At 65.0% G+C, this 15,990-nt stretch carries 19 protein-coding genes; 10 read left to right on the forward strand and 9 right to left on the reverse strand.

Annotated elements, in window-relative coordinates; genetic code table 11:
• The first annotated feature begins 2 nt into the window (after positions 1 to 2).
• The 9 genes from AC3WN8_RS26795 to AC3WN8_RS26835 all read left to right on the forward strand — a co-directional run bounded on the left by AC3WN8_RS26795 (position 3) and on the right by AC3WN8_RS26835 (position 8,034).
• Positions 3 to 137: a hypothetical protein gene (locus tag AC3WN8_RS26795; protein ID WP_492672568.1), complete on the forward strand. Its 135-nt coding sequence runs from the start codon at positions 3 to 5 to the stop codon at positions 135 to 137.
• 93 nt (positions 138 to 230) lie between these two features.
• On the forward strand, positions 231 to 896 hold the full coding sequence (locus tag AC3WN8_RS26800) for a sigma-70 family RNA polymerase sigma factor (RefSeq protein ID WP_492672569.1): 666 nt from the start codon (positions 231 to 233) through the stop codon (positions 894 to 896).
• A gap of 422 nt (positions 897 to 1,318) precedes the next feature.
• Positions 1,319 to 4,021 (forward strand): bifunctional [glutamine synthetase] adenylyltransferase/[glutamine synthetase]-adenylyl-L-tyrosine phosphorylase, encoded by a 2,703-nt coding sequence (locus AC3WN8_RS26805; protein WP_492672570.1) that lies wholly within the window; start codon positions 1,319 to 1,321, stop codon positions 4,019 to 4,021.
• Complete coding sequence (locus AC3WN8_RS26810; RefSeq protein ID WP_492672605.1) at positions 4,021 to 4,482, forward strand: peroxiredoxin; 462 nt, start codon at positions 4,021 to 4,023, stop codon at positions 4,480 to 4,482. Before AC3WN8_RS26805 ends, AC3WN8_RS26810 begins: the two co-directional genes overlap by 1 nt.
• A gap of 5 nt (positions 4,483 to 4,487) precedes the next feature.
• Positions 4,488 to 5,267: a ferritin-like domain-containing protein gene (locus AC3WN8_RS26815; protein WP_492672571.1), complete on the forward strand. Its 780-nt coding sequence runs from the start codon at positions 4,488 to 4,490 to the stop codon at positions 5,265 to 5,267.
• Positions 5,268 to 5,501: 234 nt separating this feature from the next.
• On the forward strand, positions 5,502 to 6,173 hold the full coding sequence (locus tag AC3WN8_RS26820; protein ID WP_492672572.1) for a M23 family metallopeptidase: 672 nt from the start codon (positions 5,502 to 5,504) through the stop codon (positions 6,171 to 6,173).
• Between the two features lie 55 nt (positions 6,174 to 6,228).
• Positions 6,229 to 6,564, forward strand: coding sequence for an iron-sulfur cluster insertion protein ErpA (gene erpA, locus AC3WN8_RS26825; RefSeq protein ID WP_492672573.1), 336 nt, complete (start codon positions 6,229 to 6,231; stop codon positions 6,562 to 6,564).
• A gap of 133 nt (positions 6,565 to 6,697) precedes the next feature.
• The gene (gene xth, locus AC3WN8_RS26830) at positions 6,698 to 7,471 is read left to right on the forward strand and encodes an exodeoxyribonuclease III (RefSeq protein WP_492672574.1); all 774 of its coding nucleotides are present in this window, start codon (positions 6,698 to 6,700) and stop codon (positions 7,469 to 7,471) included.
• A 53-nt stretch (positions 7,472 to 7,524) separates the two neighbouring features.
• On the forward strand, positions 7,525 to 8,034 hold the full coding sequence (locus AC3WN8_RS26835; protein ID WP_492672575.1) for a DUF2239 family protein: 510 nt from the start codon (positions 7,525 to 7,527) through the stop codon (positions 8,032 to 8,034).
• Between the two features lie 2 nt (positions 8,035 to 8,036).
• On the opposite strand, the gene AC3WN8_RS26840 is transcribed toward AC3WN8_RS26835, so the two are convergent.
• Complete coding sequence (locus AC3WN8_RS26840) at positions 8,037 to 8,930, reverse strand: SDR family oxidoreductase (protein WP_492672576.1); 894 nt, start codon at positions 8,928 to 8,930, stop codon at positions 8,037 to 8,039.
• 47 nt (positions 8,931 to 8,977) lie between these two features.
• Positions 8,978 to 9,730, reverse strand: a complete 753-nt coding sequence (locus tag AC3WN8_RS26845; protein ID WP_492672577.1) for an SDR family oxidoreductase — start codon at positions 9,728 to 9,730, stop codon at positions 8,978 to 8,980.
• 108 nt (positions 9,731 to 9,838) lie between these two features.
• On the opposite strand from AC3WN8_RS26845, the gene AC3WN8_RS26850 reads away from it, so the two are divergent.
• The gene (locus tag AC3WN8_RS26850) at positions 9,839 to 10,735 is read left to right on the forward strand and encodes a LysR family transcriptional regulator (RefSeq protein WP_492672578.1); all 897 of its coding nucleotides are present in this window, start codon (positions 9,839 to 9,841) and stop codon (positions 10,733 to 10,735) included.
• On the opposite strand, the gene AC3WN8_RS26855 is transcribed toward AC3WN8_RS26850, so the two are convergent.
• The 7 genes from AC3WN8_RS26855 to lptG all read right to left on the reverse strand — a co-directional run bounded on the left by AC3WN8_RS26855 (position 10,726) and on the right by lptG (position 15,990).
• Positions 10,726 to 11,079, reverse strand: a complete 354-nt coding sequence (locus AC3WN8_RS26855; protein ID WP_492672579.1) for a DUF6644 family protein — start codon at positions 11,077 to 11,079, stop codon at positions 10,726 to 10,728. The two genes, AC3WN8_RS26850 and AC3WN8_RS26855, sit on opposite strands and share 10 nt — an antisense overlap.
• 107 nt (positions 11,080 to 11,186) lie before the next feature.
• Positions 11,187 to 11,534: a DUF6152 family protein gene (locus AC3WN8_RS26860; protein ID WP_492672580.1), complete on the reverse strand. Its 348-nt coding sequence runs from the start codon at positions 11,532 to 11,534 to the stop codon at positions 11,187 to 11,189.
• Positions 11,535 to 11,625: 91 nt separating this feature from the next.
• Positions 11,626 to 11,955 carry a hypothetical protein gene (locus tag AC3WN8_RS26865; protein ID WP_492672581.1) on the reverse strand — a complete coding sequence of 110 codons (330 nt, stop codon included), beginning with the start codon at positions 11,953 to 11,955 and terminating at the stop codon, positions 11,626 to 11,628.
• A gap of 116 nt (positions 11,956 to 12,071) precedes the next feature.
• Positions 12,072 to 12,746, reverse strand: a complete 675-nt coding sequence (locus AC3WN8_RS26870) for a fumarylacetoacetate hydrolase family protein (protein ID WP_492672582.1) — start codon at positions 12,744 to 12,746, stop codon at positions 12,072 to 12,074.
• Between the two features lie 13 nt (positions 12,747 to 12,759).
• On the reverse strand, positions 12,760 to 13,914 hold the full coding sequence (locus AC3WN8_RS26875) for an N-acetyltransferase (RefSeq protein ID WP_492672583.1): 1,155 nt from the start codon (positions 13,912 to 13,914) through the stop codon (positions 12,760 to 12,762).
• Positions 13,915 to 14,003: 89 nt separating this feature from the next.
• On the reverse strand, positions 14,004 to 14,771 hold the full coding sequence (locus tag AC3WN8_RS26880; RefSeq protein ID WP_492672584.1) for a sterol desaturase family protein: 768 nt from the start codon (positions 14,769 to 14,771) through the stop codon (positions 14,004 to 14,006).
• A gap of 124 nt (positions 14,772 to 14,895) precedes the next feature.
• Positions 14,896 to 15,990 carry an LPS export ABC transporter permease LptG gene (lptG, locus tag AC3WN8_RS26885; RefSeq protein WP_492672585.1) on the reverse strand — a complete coding sequence of 365 codons (1,095 nt, stop codon included), beginning with the start codon at positions 15,988 to 15,990 and terminating at the stop codon, positions 14,896 to 14,898.

The following is a 15,990-nucleotide window of genomic DNA, read 5'->3' on the forward strand; positions in this document are numbered from 1 at the left end:
CCATGGTCGACGAACAACAGCATATTTCCACTGAGAAGGCGCGGGCCGGCGCGACGCCGCATATGACGCGCTATATTCTGGCGATCTCGCTGACCGCGGTGATCATCATCTTCGCATTCATCCTCTTCGTGCGTTGAGGTCGAAGGGTGTTTTCGGTTGGCCGCGAGGGCAGCACAATGCTAGTCACGGGCGGACCGCGGCCGGCGACCGGCTTCGGAGCGGGTAGGCAAATGACGAATGATAACAGGCAGAAGGCCGTAGAGGACGATGCCGATGCCTTTGACGGGGAGGACGGTCCCCCCGCCGAGCACATCTCGCTGAGCGATGAGGATTTCAAGGTCGAGCTGGCGCGGGTTATCCCGCATCTGCGCGCCTTTGGCCGCTCATTGTCGGGCAATGCCGACCTTGCGGACGATCTGGTCCAGGAGACGTTGATGAAGGCGTGGGCGGCGCGCAAGCGCTTCCTGGCCGGGACCAACATGCGCGCCTGGACCTTCATCATCCTGCGCAATCTCTATCTGTCGCAGATGCGCCGCGCGCGCTTCAAGGGCGAATGGGACGATCTTGCCGCCGACCGCATCCTGGCGGCACCGGCGAGCCAGGATCGCCATGTCGAGCTTGCCGACATGCAGCGTGCGCTGCTGATGCTGCCCCAGCCGCAACGCGAAGCGCTGATCCTGGTCGGCGCCGGCGGCTTCGCATATGAGGAAGCTGCGGAAATCTGCGGGGTCGCGGTGGGCACGATCAAGAGCCGGGTGGCACGTGGCCGCGTTGCGCTCGAACAGATCATGACCGACAATTCGCTCGGCCCGCGTAGCGAGTATGAAGCCGAGACCGGACGCACCGCGCTCGAGACGATCATGGGGCAGGTGGACGAACTCAGCCGGGATCGGTGAGATATCGCTCCCCCGCGCCGTTCCAGCTTTCGCCGGATATTGGATGCCGATATCCAAATCCGCTCTAGTGATACCGAAGGTGTTTCGGCATCGATGCTGCGACCTGCACCATAACGCCGATTTCGATATGGACCCTGAAACAAGTTCGGGGTGACAATGTGCTTGCCGTGTTCGCCGGCGCTAACGCAATTTTTCCAGCAACTCGGCGATATCGGGCGGCATATGATTCAGCCGTCCGCGAAATGCGGCGCGCAGCGCATTGCCGACGCCGTCGGTGGGCTTGGGGATATCCACCAGTCCCTGTCGGACACGGCTTGCATTTGTCGGGGGCGCACGCGATTCCATAAGCGGACAACGCGGTTTAGCCAGCAAGGTTGCGCAGCCGATTGTCTTTCGCCCTGCCACCCAGCTAAAGCGCGCGCATGAACCCGAAGGAAGCGATTGCGGACGCGCTGCAGCGCGCCGCGGGCCATGCCCCATTTCTGCGCCATGCGATCGAGCGCGACGCGGATCTGACCGACCTGCTGGCCGCCGGCGATCTCGATGGCGCGATGGCTTTGGCGATGCGACGCGGTGACGATGCCGAGAGCGTGGGGGCGGGATTGCGGCGCGAGCGGGCCGCGCTGGCGCTGGTGCTCGCCATCGGGGACCTTGCGGGCCTGCTGAGCATGGAAGTGGTGACGCGCGCGTTGTCCGACTTGGCGGATCGTGCGCTCGATCGCGCAATCGCCGCGGCCATAGAGGAGCGAACTCCGGGCGAGGTGTCACGCGGCTTTGCGGCGCTTGCGCTCGGCAAGCATGGCAGCCGCGAGCTCAATTACTCCTCCGACATTGATCCCATCCTGATCTTCGATCCCGAGACATTGCCGCGTCGCGCGCGGGAGGAACCGGTCGAGGCGGCCGTGCGGATCGCGCGCCGCGTCGTCGAATTGCTGCAGGCGCGCGATGGTGACGGCTATGTGTTTCGGGTCGATCTCAGATTGCGTCCGTCACCTGAAGCGACCCCGCTCGCATTGCCCGTCAATGCCGCCATTTCCCATTATGAATCGAGCGCGCGACCATGGGAGCGCGCGGCGTTCATCCGTGCGCGCGCCGCGGCGGGGGATGTCGGACTGGGCGAGTCCTTCCTGACGGCGATCCGCCCCTTCGTATGGCGGCGTGGCCTGGATTACGGCGCGATCGCGGAGATCAGGGGGATTTCGCGCCAGATTCGCGACCATCATGCTCAAGGGCAGAAATTCGGGCCGGGCTATGACCTCAAGCGCGGACGCGGCGGCATTCGCGAGGTCGAGTTCTTCGCGCAGATCCATCAGCTGATCTATGGCGGGCGCGACGAAGCCTTGCGTGCACCCGCCACGCTCGATGCCTTGGCGGCGCTCGCCGCCGCCGGGCGGATCGAGCCGGATGTCGAGGATGTCCTCGCGCATTCCTATCGCCTCTATCGCACGATCGAGCATCGGCTGCAGATGGTCGACGATCAACAGACGCATAGCCTGCCGCGCGATCCGGCGGCGCTCGACGGCGTCGCCCGGCTCCACGGGCTGGCGGATGGCGCCGCGCTGATCGACCTGCTCGACGGACCGGTGGAAACGGTCGGGCGGATCTATGATGGCCTGGATGGGCCCGAGGATACCGAAACGACGGTCTCGCGCGATCCGGACCGGTTGACCGGGCAACTCGCAGCGGCCGGTTTCGCCGATCCGAAAGCGGCACTGGCGCGGATCGAGCGTTGGCGCGACGGGTCGCTTCGCGCACTGCGTACCGATGCCGCGCGCGCGGCGCTCGAGGATGTGCTGCCGGCGCTGATCGCGGCCATTGGCGGCGCGCCGGATCCCAATGGTGCGCTCAATCGGCTCGACGACATGATCGCGCGGCTGCCGAGCGCGATCAACCTGTTCCGACTGCTCGGTGCGCGGCCGGCGCTGGCGCGGTTGCTCGGCGAGATATTGAGCCATGCCCCGACGCTGGCCGATCTGCTCGGGCGGCGGCCCGAATTGCTCGACGGGCTGATCGATGCGACCGCGCTCGAACCGCAGCCGTCGGTCGAGGGGCTGGCCGCCGAATTCGGCCGGTGCGAATACGGTGCCGATTATCAGCAATTGCTCGATTCGGTGCGGCGCAAGGTCAATGAGCGCCGTTTCGCGCTGGGCGCGCAGATCGTCGCCGGCGCCGGCGATCCGGTGGAGGTCGGGTACGGCTATTCGCGTGTCGCCGAAGCCGCGATCGAAACGCTGGCGGCCGCGACCATTGCGGAATTCGAAACCGTGCATGGCAGGGTGCCCGACAGCGAGCTGGTGATCATCGGGCTTGGCCGGCTGGGCGGCGGGGCGCTCACCCATGCCTCCGATCTGGACCTGGTCTATGTCTTCACCGGCGATCATGCGGGGGAATCGATCGGCGCGAAACCGCTGGGTGCCGTGCAATATTACAACCGGCTGTGCCAGCGCATCAGCGCAGCATTGTCGGTGCCGACCGCATCGGGGCCGCTTTACGAGGTCGATACGCGACTCCGGCCCTCGGGCGCGCAGGGGCCGCTGGCGGTGTCGCTTGCCGGCTTTGCCAAATATCAGCGCGAGAGTGCCTGGACCTGGGAGCATATGGCGCTCACCCGCGCTCGGCCCGTCTTCGGATCGATAGTCGCGCGAACGGCGATCGAGGATGTCATTCGATCGGTCCTGACCAGTGCGCGCGATGGCGCCAAATTGCTGGCGGATGCCGTTTCGATGCGCGGGGAAATGGCGAAGCACAAGCCGGCCGCCGGGCCGCTGGACGTGAAGTTGATCGACGGCGGACTGGTCGATCTCGAATTCTGCGTCCATGTCGCGCAACTCCGCCATGGCCAGGGCCTCGACACGCGGCTCGACCATGCGATCGCCGTGCTGACCGAGGCGGGTTATCTGCCCGGGGGACTGGCCGAGGCGCAACTGCTGCTGACGCGGATGCTCGTCACGCTGCGGCTGGTCTCGCCCGGCTGCGATGAGCCATCGGAGACAGCGCGGCGGCTGGTGGCGCGCGCCTGCGGCATGGAGGATTGGGGCTCGCTGATGGCCGCCTATGGCGCGGCGCGCGAGACTGTCGGGCAATGCTGGCAACATGTGGTTGCCGAGGCTGAGGAGATGCGATGATGCTGAACGATGGCGATATGGCGCCCGATGTGACGCTGACGATGACCGATGGGGCGACGCGGACGCTTTCGGAATGGCGCGGCAAGCCGCTGGTCCTCTATTTCTATCCCAAGGACGATACGCCGGGCTGCACCACCGAAGCACAGGCCTTCACCGCGCTGATCGACGATTTCGCGGCCGCGGGTGCGGCGGTTGTCGGCGTTTCGAAGGACAAGCCCGCCAAGCATAACAAGTTCATCGACAAATATGGGCTGAAGGTGACGCTGGCGAGCGATGTCGACGATTCGGTGTGCGAGGCGTTCGGCACCTGGATCGAGAAGAGCCTGTACGGGCGGAAATATATGGGCATCGATCGCGCGACCTTCCTGATCGGCAAGGACGGCAGGATCGCCCGTATCTGGCGCAAGGTGAAAGTCGCCGGCCATGCCGAAGACGTGCTGAAGGCGGCGCAGGCGCTCTGAGCGGCATGACGTCCATCGCGGATGCGATCCGAGCGGTCCTGCTGACGGCGGACCCGGCCGCCAAGGTGAAGATCGCGCGCAAGGTCGCCCGCGACTGGCGGCTGGGGCGGCTCGAGCATGAATTCGGGATTGCGATGCCCGACAGCCCGTCGCGTCCGGCGGAACCGCCGCTCCTGCCCGCCAATCGCATGCCCAAGCGCGGGCGTGGCGGGTCGGAACGCGGCCGGATCGCGATGCTGCATGCGCTGGCGCATATCGAATATGCCGCGATCGATCTCGCTTTCGACATGGCGGGGCGGTTCGGCGCGCAATTCCCGCGCGTCTTCATCGACGACTGGCTGGGCGTGGGTGCCGACGAAGCGATGCATTTCGCGCTGCTCGACCGGCGGCTGCGCAGCCTGGGTAGCCATTATGGCGCAATGCCGGCGCATGACGGGCTGTGGGAGGCGGCGGCGGGGACGGTGCAGGATGTCCGTGCGCGGCTGGCGGTGGTGCCGATGGTGCTCGAAGTGCGCGGGCTGGACGTGACTCCGGAAACCGTCAGGCGGTTCCGCGATTCGGGCGATGAGCGCTCGGCGCGGATCCTGGAACGTATCTATGTCGACGAGATTCGCCACGTCCGCGCGGGCACGAAATGGTTCGCCTGGGCGTGTCGTGACGATGATTCGAGCCCGGCCGCAATCTGGAAGATGCTGGTTAACCGGCATTTCCGCGGCACGCTTAAGCCTCCGTTCAACGACTCGGCGCGGTCGGCAGCCGGTTTAACGCAAGACTATTATCGCTGACTTGTCGGCGGCTGTGCTCTGCATCACACAGGCTTTGCACAACGGGCGGGGCAAATCCCGGTGCAGTTAGGGTTCAAGACACGCTGGTCGCTATCGGCGTTTCGACCGTCGATCTTTGGGGGCACAAAGAGCGTGGGTATGATTTTGAACAACGTTATTTCTGTACTTGGGTTCCGCAGCGGTGCTGCTTTCCTTCAAAAATCGGCGATGGGTCTGCTGGTTGCGATGCCTTTGATGGCTGCCGCGCCCGCTCAGGCTGCGGATACGCCCGCGGAGACCGTGCTGGCCGCGGTTTCCCCCAAGACCGTCGAAGCCGCCGCCGCCACTGGCGGCGTTTTTGAAAAGGCCACCAAGGAGGATCGCGAGGCCGATCCGCAGTTCCGTTCGCTTTTCCTGTCGTGGAAGAAGCTCGATCAGGTCGGCACCGCCGGCACCGGTTTCGTTTCCGTCCCCTCGCAAAAGCCGGTTTCGCAGCTGGCCTTCACCAGCAATTTCGGGTTCCGGTCGGATCCGTTCCGCGGCAGCCGCGCCATGCATGCCGGCGTCGACATTCCCGGTCCGCTCGGTACCCCGGTCTATGCCACCGCCGACGGCGTCGTCGGCCGCGCCCAGCGTCTGGGCGGCTATGGCAATTTCATCGAGATCGAGCACGGCCAGGGCATTGAGACCCGCTACGGCCATCTCTCGTCGATCATCGTTCAGCCCAATGCCCGCGTGAAGCGCGGCCAGCTCATCGGCCTGATGGGCTCGACCGGCCGCTCCACGGGCAGCCATCTCCACTATGAAGTTCGCCTCGACGGTCGCGCCGTCAATCCCATGCCGTTCCTGCAATCGTCGGACTATGTCGTCGCGATGCAGCAGCGCACGGGCACCCAGATCGCCATGGGCGGTCCGGACAAGGAATAGGAGAGGAGAGGGGCCCGCGCTTGTCGTAGGGCCCCCACCTCCCTATCTCGGTTCCATGAGCGAACCGCACCCCATCGATTTCACCGAATCGGCTGCCGCACGCGTTGCGGCGATCGCTGCACGCCAGGGCAAGCCGGCGATCCTGCGTCTCGCCGTCGAAGGAGGGGGCTGTTCGGGCTTCCAATATCGCTTCGGCCTGGCTGAAACCGTGGATGCGGACGATATCAGCGTGACTCGCGACGGGGCGCAACTGGTGGTCGATCCGATCAGCCTCGACCTGGTGCGCGGTGCGGCGGTCGATTTCGTCGAATCGCTGGGCGGCTCGGCATTCAAGGTCGCAAATCCGAACGCGGCGTCGGGCTGCGGCTGCGGCTCCAGCTTCTCGATCTAAAGCATCGCCGGAAAAGTGGGTACCGGTTTTCCGCATAAAGCGATGCGATATCAAAAATTTAGATCAAGCTGCACGATCCCCGATCGCGTAGCTTGATCTAGCATCATCGCGCCGGCTGGGTTAGGCCGGGCGCATGAAGATCGTCACCTACAACGTCAACGGCATCAAGGCCCGGCTGCCGCGTCTGCTCGAATGGCTCGAGGAGACCAAGCCCGACGTGGTCTGCCTCCAGGAACTCAAATCCTCGGACGAGACCTTTCCCGAAAGCGACGTGCGCGGCGCCGGCTATGGCGCGATCTGGCACGGGCAAAAGGGTTTCAACGGCGTCGCGATCCTGGCGCGGGGCACCGATCCGGTTGAAATCCGGCGCGGGCTGGAGGGCGAGCCGGAGGACGAGCATAGCCGCTATATCGAGGCGGATATCTTCGGTGTGCGCGTCGCATCGATCTATTTGCCCAACGGCAATCCGCAGCCCGGCCCGAAATTCGATTACAAGCTGCGCTGGATGACCAGATTGCAGCAGCGTGCCCGCGAGATTCTGGCGGAGGAAGTGCCGGCGGTGCTTGCGGGCGATTACAACGTCATCCCGACCGACGAAGACGTCTTCTCGGTGCGGGCAATGGCCGACGATGCGCTGATGCAGCCGGAGAGCCGCGCGGCATTCCGCACGCTTTGCCATCAGGGCTGGACCGACGCGATCCGCACGCGGCATCCGATCGGCCCGATCTGGACCTTCTGGGACTATCAGGCGGGTGCCTGGCAGCGCGATGCGGGCTTCCGCATCGATCACCTGTTGCTGAGCCCCCAGGCGGCCGACCGTCTGACCGATGCCAATGTCGACAAGGCGTATCGCGGGCGGGAAAAGGCCAGCGATCACGCGCCGACCTGGGCGGTCTTGCAGGACTGATATTATATCCGGGTAATATTGACTCTATTTTACCCGGATAATATATCCGATGCATGGATATCACGTGCACTGCATTTGCCGGCGATCTCTGGATCGCGACCGGCACCCCCGAAGAGGTTCGCGCGGCGCTTCGGACGATGGACCCCGTCATAGCGGGGCCTTTGCTGGTGTTCGACGACGAGACCGGGCGTCAGATCGACCTCGATATGCGGGAGGCCTTGCCCGCTCGACCGCGGCGCGGACGGCCCAGGCTCGGCGTGACGGCGGGAGAGGTCACTTTGTTGCCGCGCCACTGGGATTGGCTGAGGAGTCAGCCGGGCGGCGCGTCGACCACGATCCGGCGGCTCGTCGACGAAGCGCGCAAGCGCCCCGCCGATGCGCGCCAGGCGAAGGATGCCGCCTATCATTTCATGACCGCGATCGCGGGCGACCGTCCGGGATATGAGGACGCGATCCGCGCGCTCTATGCCGCGGATCGCGCAAGATTCGAAGCGTTGACCGGCGAATGGCCCGTCGGCATTCGCGACCATGCCCGATCGCTGGCCGACGGGGCATTCGTCTGACCTCAGGCGGCGGGCCGCAATATATCCGCGAGCCCGATGCGGCGGAGCATTTCGGCGCGGACGCGATCGGCCATGGCGTTGACGATCTCCGCGCCGTCCTGCGACGGATCGACATGGGCGCGGAAGGGGCGGGCGCCCTTCGCCATGCCGATGATCCGGACGATCTCGCGGGCGACCTCCTCGACATCGGCATCGGCCGGTTCGAGTGCGGCGAGACCCTTCAAAGCGATATCGGGGAGGTCGGCGGTCGGTCCATTGGCATAATCGGCGGCCACGGCCTCATCGGCGGGCTTGCCCGAATGCGCGAAATGATTGGTCCCCTTGGTGAAGGCGCCGGGCACGATGATCGATGTCTCGATACCCCAGCGGGCGAGTTCGCCAGCATAGGAGACCGCGACCGAGTCCATCGCCGCCTTGGCCGCGAAATAGGGGGAGAGATAGGGTGGGGTGCCGCCGCGTGCGCTCGATGAGGAGATCCACAGCACCAGCCCGTCGCGGCGTTCGCGCATGTGCGGCAGCACGGCGCGGTTGACCCGCTGCGTGCTCAGCACGTTGATGTCGTAGAGCTGGGCGAATTGTTCGGGCGTGAAGGCTTCGGCCGGGCCGAAGGACATATGACCGGCATTGTGGATCACGACGTCGAGCCGGCCGGCCTCCGCGATGATCCTGGCGATACCCGCTTCGACCGATATGTCGGATGCGACGTCGAGCTCGACGGTGCGGAGGTCGACGCCGTGCTCGGCGGCGTAGCGTGCCGTCTCGGCAACCTGTGGGGCATTGCGGCCCTCGGTCTCGCGCATCGAGGCGTAGACGATATGGCCGGCCCGGGCGAGATGACGGGCGGTGAGGGCGCCGAAGCCGCTGGAGGCGCCGGTGATGAGGATGACCTGGTTCATTGTCGCGTTCCTGGATTTTGAAGGGACTGAAGGGGCCTGGCCCGGCATCAGATCATGCCGCCATTGGCGCGCAGCACCTGGCCGTTGATCCAGCCGCCATCGGGGCCGATAAGGAAGGCGACGGCGGCTGCGATGTCGTCCGGCGTGCCGAGGCGTTCGAGCGGGTTCATCTTCGCCATGCGCTCGATCAACTCGGGTGATTTGCCGTCGAGGAACAGATCCGTCGCGGTGGGCCCTGGCGCGACGGCGTTGACGGTGATCGCGCGGCCGCGCAGTTCCTTCGACAGGATCCGCGTCAGCGCTTCGACCGCCGCCTTGGTCGCGGCGTAGACGCCATAGCTTTCCAGATTGAGCCCGACGACGCTGGTCGAGAAATTGACGATCCGGCCGCCGTTGCGCAGCCGCTTGGCGGCTTCGCGCAGCGTGTTGAAGCTGCCCTTGAGATTGATCGCGACCTGGCGGTCGAACAGCGCATCGTCGCTGTTCGCAATCGGCGCGAGCTGCATGATGCCGGCATTGTTGACGAGTATGTCGATGCCGCCGAATGCGGCCTCGGCCGCGTCGAACATGCGGGCGACGGCGCCAGCGTCCGAGACGTCGGCCTGGGCCGTGATGGCACGGCCGCCTGCGGCCTCGATCGTCTGAACCAGCGCTTCGGCGGCGGCGGTGTTGCCGGCGAAGTTGATGATGACGGTGCAGCCGTCATTGGCGAGGCGCTGGGCGATCGCGGCGCCGATACCACGCGAGGCACCGGTGACGAGTGCGACGCGGGCGGTGTAGGGGCTGGATGGAATGGTCATGTTCGGTCTCCTTCGTCGGTCCGGTCATCCGGATGCACATCAAATGGCGCTTTTCGACGTGCGGATAATCATCCATGATTCGGCAATTCTATTCGGTCAGGACGAACAATGGACCGCTTCGACGCGATGCGCCTCTTCACACGGATCGTCGAACGACGCAGCTTCACCCTGGCCGCACAGGATATCGGCTTGCCGCGATCGACCGCGACCGATGCGATGAAGGAACTCGAAGCGCGGCTCGGCGTCCGGTTGCTCCAGCGCACGACACGGCATGTCAGCCCGACGCTCGACGGTGAGGCCTATTATCGCCGCTGCCTGGGCCTGATCGCCGATATCGAGGATGCGGAGGGGGCCTTTGCGGGGCTGAAGCCCAAGGGGCTGCTGCGCATCGAGGTGCAGGGCACGTTGGCGCGTCATTTCCTGATGCCGGGATTGCCCGGTTTTCTCGAGCGTTATCCCGATATCGAATTCTCGATGAGCGAGGGCGAGCGGTGGGTCGACGTCGTGCGCGAGGGCGTCGATTGCGTGCTGCGTTACGGCAACCTGCCGGATAGCGACATGGTCGGTCGTCGCCTGACCATGCTCGAACGGCTGACCTGCGCCGCACCTGCCTATCTCGAACGATTCGGTGTCCCGCAGAGCATCGATGCGCTCGACGGGCATCGCATGATCGGCCTGCGGTCGCTGAGCACGGGCAGTCTGAGGCCGCTCGAATTCGAGGTCGAAGGCCGGATCCGCACAGTGGACATGCCCGCGACGGTTTCGGTGACGGGAACCGAAAGCTATCTGGCTGCCGCGCAGCGCGGGCTGGGCCTCTTCCAGGTGCCGCATTTCCATGCCGCGGCCGATCTTGCGCGCGGCACGCTTGTCCCGCTGCTCGTCGAAACCCCGCCGCCATCCGCGCCGATCTCGATACTTTACCCCCGCAATCGCCAGCTTTCGCCGCGGGTGCGCGTCTTCATCGACTGGATGGTCGAGGAATTTTCGCATCGCGATCAGCTATAGGCGATCATCCGGCCCAGGGCCGCGACGGTGAGCCAGAGCAGGATCGACGCAATCGCCATCACGCGTTCGACGATATCGGGCTCACCCGTCCTGCCGCGCCGGACCCAGCGAAATGCGAGCGCGTTCAGCAGCGCGATCCCGATCAGCGTCAGCTTTCGCCAGAAAATGTCCGAACGTATCAGCGCAGTCGCATCCGCCGCGAACAGGACGGGGCCGCTCAGCGCGAGCAGGATCAGTCCGCCGATGGCGAGCGGAGTCAGCGTGCGGACCAGTGGATCGAGCGGCAGTGCCCGGAAGGCGCCGGCGATCCTGAGATCGACCGCCCCGATCGCACCCAGCAGCAAGACGAGACCAAGCAGGTGGATGAGGTTGGCGACGGGGTAGGCCCAGGCCGATCCGCGCGCGAAACCGCCGAACTGCGAGGTTTCGAGCGCGGTTGCGAATGCTTCGATCAGCGGAGTTCGACCGTCTTGCCGTCGACGATGACGCGCTCGATCCGCATCTCCGGCGTCCCGTCCTTGCGGGGATAGCCGATCAGAGTGACCGTTTTTCGGGGCGCCAGCATCTCGCGCGTCAGCCCGCGCGTTTCCATGCGCGCCACGGGTGCGAGAACCACATCCCAGGTTCTTTTCTGCCAGACGACCTTCGCCGCCCCATGGGGATTGCCCCATGTGACGGCGCTGACCGGCGCCTTGATCGTCAGGACCTTGGTATCGTCATAGGAACTCCAGCCGTGATGCGCGAACGCAGCGGCTGGAACGGCCGCGAGCAACGCGGCGACGGTCAGTCTGGTGAGCATAAGGCCTCCATCGGCGAAACCCCGCAACACGCAGGATATCGCCGATCAGGCCGAAACGCGATAGGCTTCGAATGTCGGTGCCGACGACCGTTCAGCGCGGCCGTTCGGGGCGTTCGGGCCGATCGGGGTAACCGGGCCGATCGGGATAGCCGGGCCGGTCGGGATAGCCGGGGCGGCCGCTGCTGTGGCGGATGCCGTCACGGACCTGCCGAATCGCCTGGTCGATCGACCGGAGCGCCTGGGCGCGATAGCCGCCCTTGTTCGAATCGGCGCGCTGCAGCGATGCGCGCGCCTGTTCGAGGGAACTGAGCGCGTCGCACATGTTGCGGTTGCTGGCGCACGATTGGGCGGCGGCCGGGCCGGCGGCGAGCGATGCCATCATCAGTCCGCCGATCAGGGAGAGCGGGACGATTCGGGTCATGAGGTATCCTTTGAGTTACGATTCGCCCGTACATTGGGCGGCGTGACTATCGCTCCGTGATGTTGCGCTTTCAATGCGGCAACGAAACAAAATGAAGATCGGAATGACGGCCGCGTTCAGGCGGCGAAACGGATCTCGATCGGTTCGAGCCCCTCGATCGCGCCATGGACGGTTTCGCCGGCGCGGATCGGACCCACGCCTGCGGGCGTTCCGGTGAAGATCAGGTCGCCGGGGGCCAGCGCGACATAGGTCGATAGTTCGGCAATGATCTCGGCGACGCTCCAGATCATGTGCGACAGGTCTCCGACCTGACGGAGATCGCCGTCGATCGTCAGCGCGATGCGGCCGCTTGGCGGTGGCGCGCCAGGCGCAAGCGCGCCGATCGGCGCCGAGTGATCGAATCCCTTTGCCATGTCCCAGGGGCGTCCGGCCTTCTTTGCCTCACCCTGCAGATCGCGGCGCGTGAGATCGAGCCCCACCGCGTGTCCGAAGATCAGTCGTTCGGCATTCGCCGGATCGATGTGCGAGCCACCACCGCCAAGCGCCACGACAAGTTCCACTTCGTGATGAAGATCGCTGGTCCGGCTGGGGAAGGGCAGGGTGACGCCGCCTGCGACGACGGCGTCGGCGGGCTTGGTGAAGAAGAACGGGCTCTGCCGGTCGGGATCCGAGCCCATTTCGCGCGCATGATCGGCGTAATTCTGTCCGACACAGAAGATGCGCCGGACCGGGAAGCGTTCCGTGCTTCCGGCGATCGCGATCGTCGGCGTCTCGATGGTCGGCAGGTTCATAATTTATCTCCGCTCAGAGCGCCTTGTCGTAGACAACATATTCCTTGTTGATCTTGCTCTCGATCGCATCGGCGATGGCGCGCATCCCCTGATTGTCGTCGAGGATCCAGCCGATCTCGCCGCGGGTCGAGCCATAATGGACGATCGCGTCGCGGCGGATGAACTCGATCATCATGAAGGCGAGTTGGCTGGCGAGCCGGCTGGACTGGAGCTGCTTGATCACGCCCATCAACGGCACGCGCATCGTCCGCGCCTTTGGTTTGTGCAGCCACCAGAGCAGCTTCGCCCAGCCAAAGGGCAGAAGGGATCCGCCAAGCGGCTTCAGCGCCTCGTTGAGATCGGGCAGCACCAGCATGAACGCCACCGGTTCTCCATCGACCTCCGCAATGCGGATCAGATCTTCGAACACGATCGGCTTCAATTTCTTGCCGACATAGGCGATTTCGGGGTCGGTGAGCGGCACGAAACCCCAATTGTCCGACCAGGCGTCGTTCAATATGCCGAGGATCAGCGCGGCCTCCGCATCGAACCGGCTCTTGTCGACATTGCGGATGCGGATGCGCGGATTGCGCTCGCCCGAACTCACGATGCGCTGGATGAGCGGCGGAAACGGCTCCACGATCCCCAGATCATAGGTGTAGAGGGACTTGGCATGGGCATAGCCCGCGCGTTCGACCCATGCCTGATAGGCCGGGCTGTTGTGACCCATCATCACCGTCGGCGGATGATCGAAACCGCTGACCTGCAGGCCGGGTTCATCCCAGATCGACAGGCTGAGCGGGCCAAGCGACCGGTGCATGCCCTTGTCGCGCAACCATTGTTCGGCACGCGCGATCAGCGCCTGGAAGACGGCCTCGTCCTCCGCCTCCATCATGCCCCAATTGCCGGTGCCGGGCCCCATGCCCTGCTCGACCGGCTGGGTGAGTGCGAGATGGTCGAGATGTGCGGAGATGCGGCCGACGGCGCGGCCGCCGCGTTCGGCAAGGAAAAGCTGCGCCTCGCCATGGCCGAACCATGGGTTCTTGGCCGGCGTGATCAGGCCGTGGACTTCGTCCTTGAGCGGCGGCACCCAATTGGGGTCGTTCGCATAGAGGCGGAAGGGCAGGTCGACGAACGCCTTGCGGTCGGCCTTGGTCTCGACGGGTCGGACAGTGATCGGATCGGTCATGCGCGCCTCATGCCGCAAGTGTCACGCGGGCGAAAGCCGACGCGCTTGAATCGAAGATGCCGGCTTTCGCCGGCATCCTGTAATTTGGGTCAGCCCTTGCCGCGGCGGCGCGGATGGCCGGTCGCGACACCGCCCGAAAGGTCGGCGACATAGGGATATTGTTCCGCGACTTCGGCGGTGTAGCCCAGATTGAACACGGTCGGGCTCTTCTTGCGCTCGCTGACCCGTTCGTAGAGCGTACCGAACAGCCGGTCCCACCAATAGTTGGTGATGCCGAAATTGCCGGTCTCGTCGTGGAAATGGTGCGCCATGTGCCGCTGCTTGATCATCGCGATCCACGCATATCGCGGCTTGTAGGACAGGTGCTGGATGCAGTGGAAGAATTCGTTGACGCAGGTCGTGACCATGCCGGTGCCGAATGCGATTGCCGCCGCACCCGTGCCGCCGATCATATAGCCGAGCGGAATCGTCGCGATCGCGACGGTGGGCACGACATTGAACGGCGAACCGAACAGGACTTCCAGATTATTGGGGTCCTGATGATGGTCGTAATGGATGCGCTTCCACGTCGGGGCGAGCCATTTGTGCTTCCACATCCATTGGCTGTGGAGCACCCAGCGATGCAGCACGTACCAAGCGAGCGGGAAGACCAGCACCGCAAGCGCGATCGACGCGAGCGTCTGGATCGGCGGCGCGGGGCGCCACACCCAGACGGCGCCGGCCGCGACGGCCAGGGCCAGATACAGCATGATCGCCGGGTACTGGAAATAGGCGACCACCAGCTCGCGCAACGTCATGCGGTCGAGATGATGGGTCTTCTGCCAGAACCCCGTTTTGGCGGCGTCTGAGATCTTCACGGCGTTCGTCCTCGATTTGTCGTGCCGGGCCGGTACGGAAACGCACACGCCCGCATATCAGATGCAAGGCTCTGCCGCGTCAATGCGGCATAATTGCGGCGCAGAAAGGGACGCGCCGTGGAGGTCATTCCTCGGTGCGGATCAGCACCGTCTCCCCGATCAGGAAGAAGAGCAGGAACGGACCCCAGGCTGCCAGAAAGGGCGGATAGGCGCCGAGATTGCCCATGGCGAGCCCGAAATTGTCGGCGACGAAATAGGCAAAACCCAGTGCCATGCCGATCACCGCGCGCAGGAAAAGCCGGCCTGAACGCGCCAGGCCGAACGCCGCGACGGCGCCGAGCAGCGGCATGAGGATCGACGACATCGGGCCGGCGATCTTGTGCCAGAGATTGGCGCTGAGCGCCTTGGTCGGCCGGCCTGCGGTATCGAGATCCTCGATCGCACTGCGCAGCGCGAGGAAGGACAGGCCGTCGGGATCGACGCTCGACAGCGCGAACTGATCCGGACGGATGCCTTCGCCAAGCGTCACCGTGCCGACGGGCCGGTTGACGCCGGTCGGGACGTCGAAGCGCACGGCCTTGTCCAGCCGCCAGGCCGATCCGATGAAGGTCGCCGATGGCGCCTTCAATATCTCACGCAGGGCGTCGTTCTCGCGATCGTAAACGGTGACGTCGCTCAGCCTGGTGGCATTGCCGCGGCCGCGAACCTCCCCGGCATGGATCAGGTTGTTGCCGTCGCGCACCCAGATATTGGCCTGGAGCGCGCGGTCGGGCGGCAGCGGCGCATAGTCGACCGCTTGCCAGCGATCGAGCGTCGCCGTCGCGCGTGCAACGATGCGATCGTTGAAGACGAAAGTGATCGCGGCGACCATCACGCTCGCCAAAATCAGCGGGGCCAGCACCTGGTGTGCTGAAAGCCCACCCGCCTTCATCGCGATGACCTCGCTGTTCTGATTGAGCGTCGCGAGGGTGATGAGTGTGCCGAGCAGCACCGAGAAAGGCAGGAAGCGCTGGATGATCTGCGGCACGCGCAGCGAGACATAGGTCCACAGCTCAGCATTGCCATTGCCTGGATGTGCCAGGATCTTGCCCGATTCGCCGAGCAGGTCGAGCGCCTGAAGGACGAGCACCAGCGCCGCGAGCACAGCAAAGCTGCGGATCAGGAACATCCGGCCCATATAGACGGACACGGTGCGCGAGGGGAAAAACTGGGTCTGCAT

The organism is Sphingobium sp. FW305-3-2-15-F-TSA7, assembly GCF_058787155.1.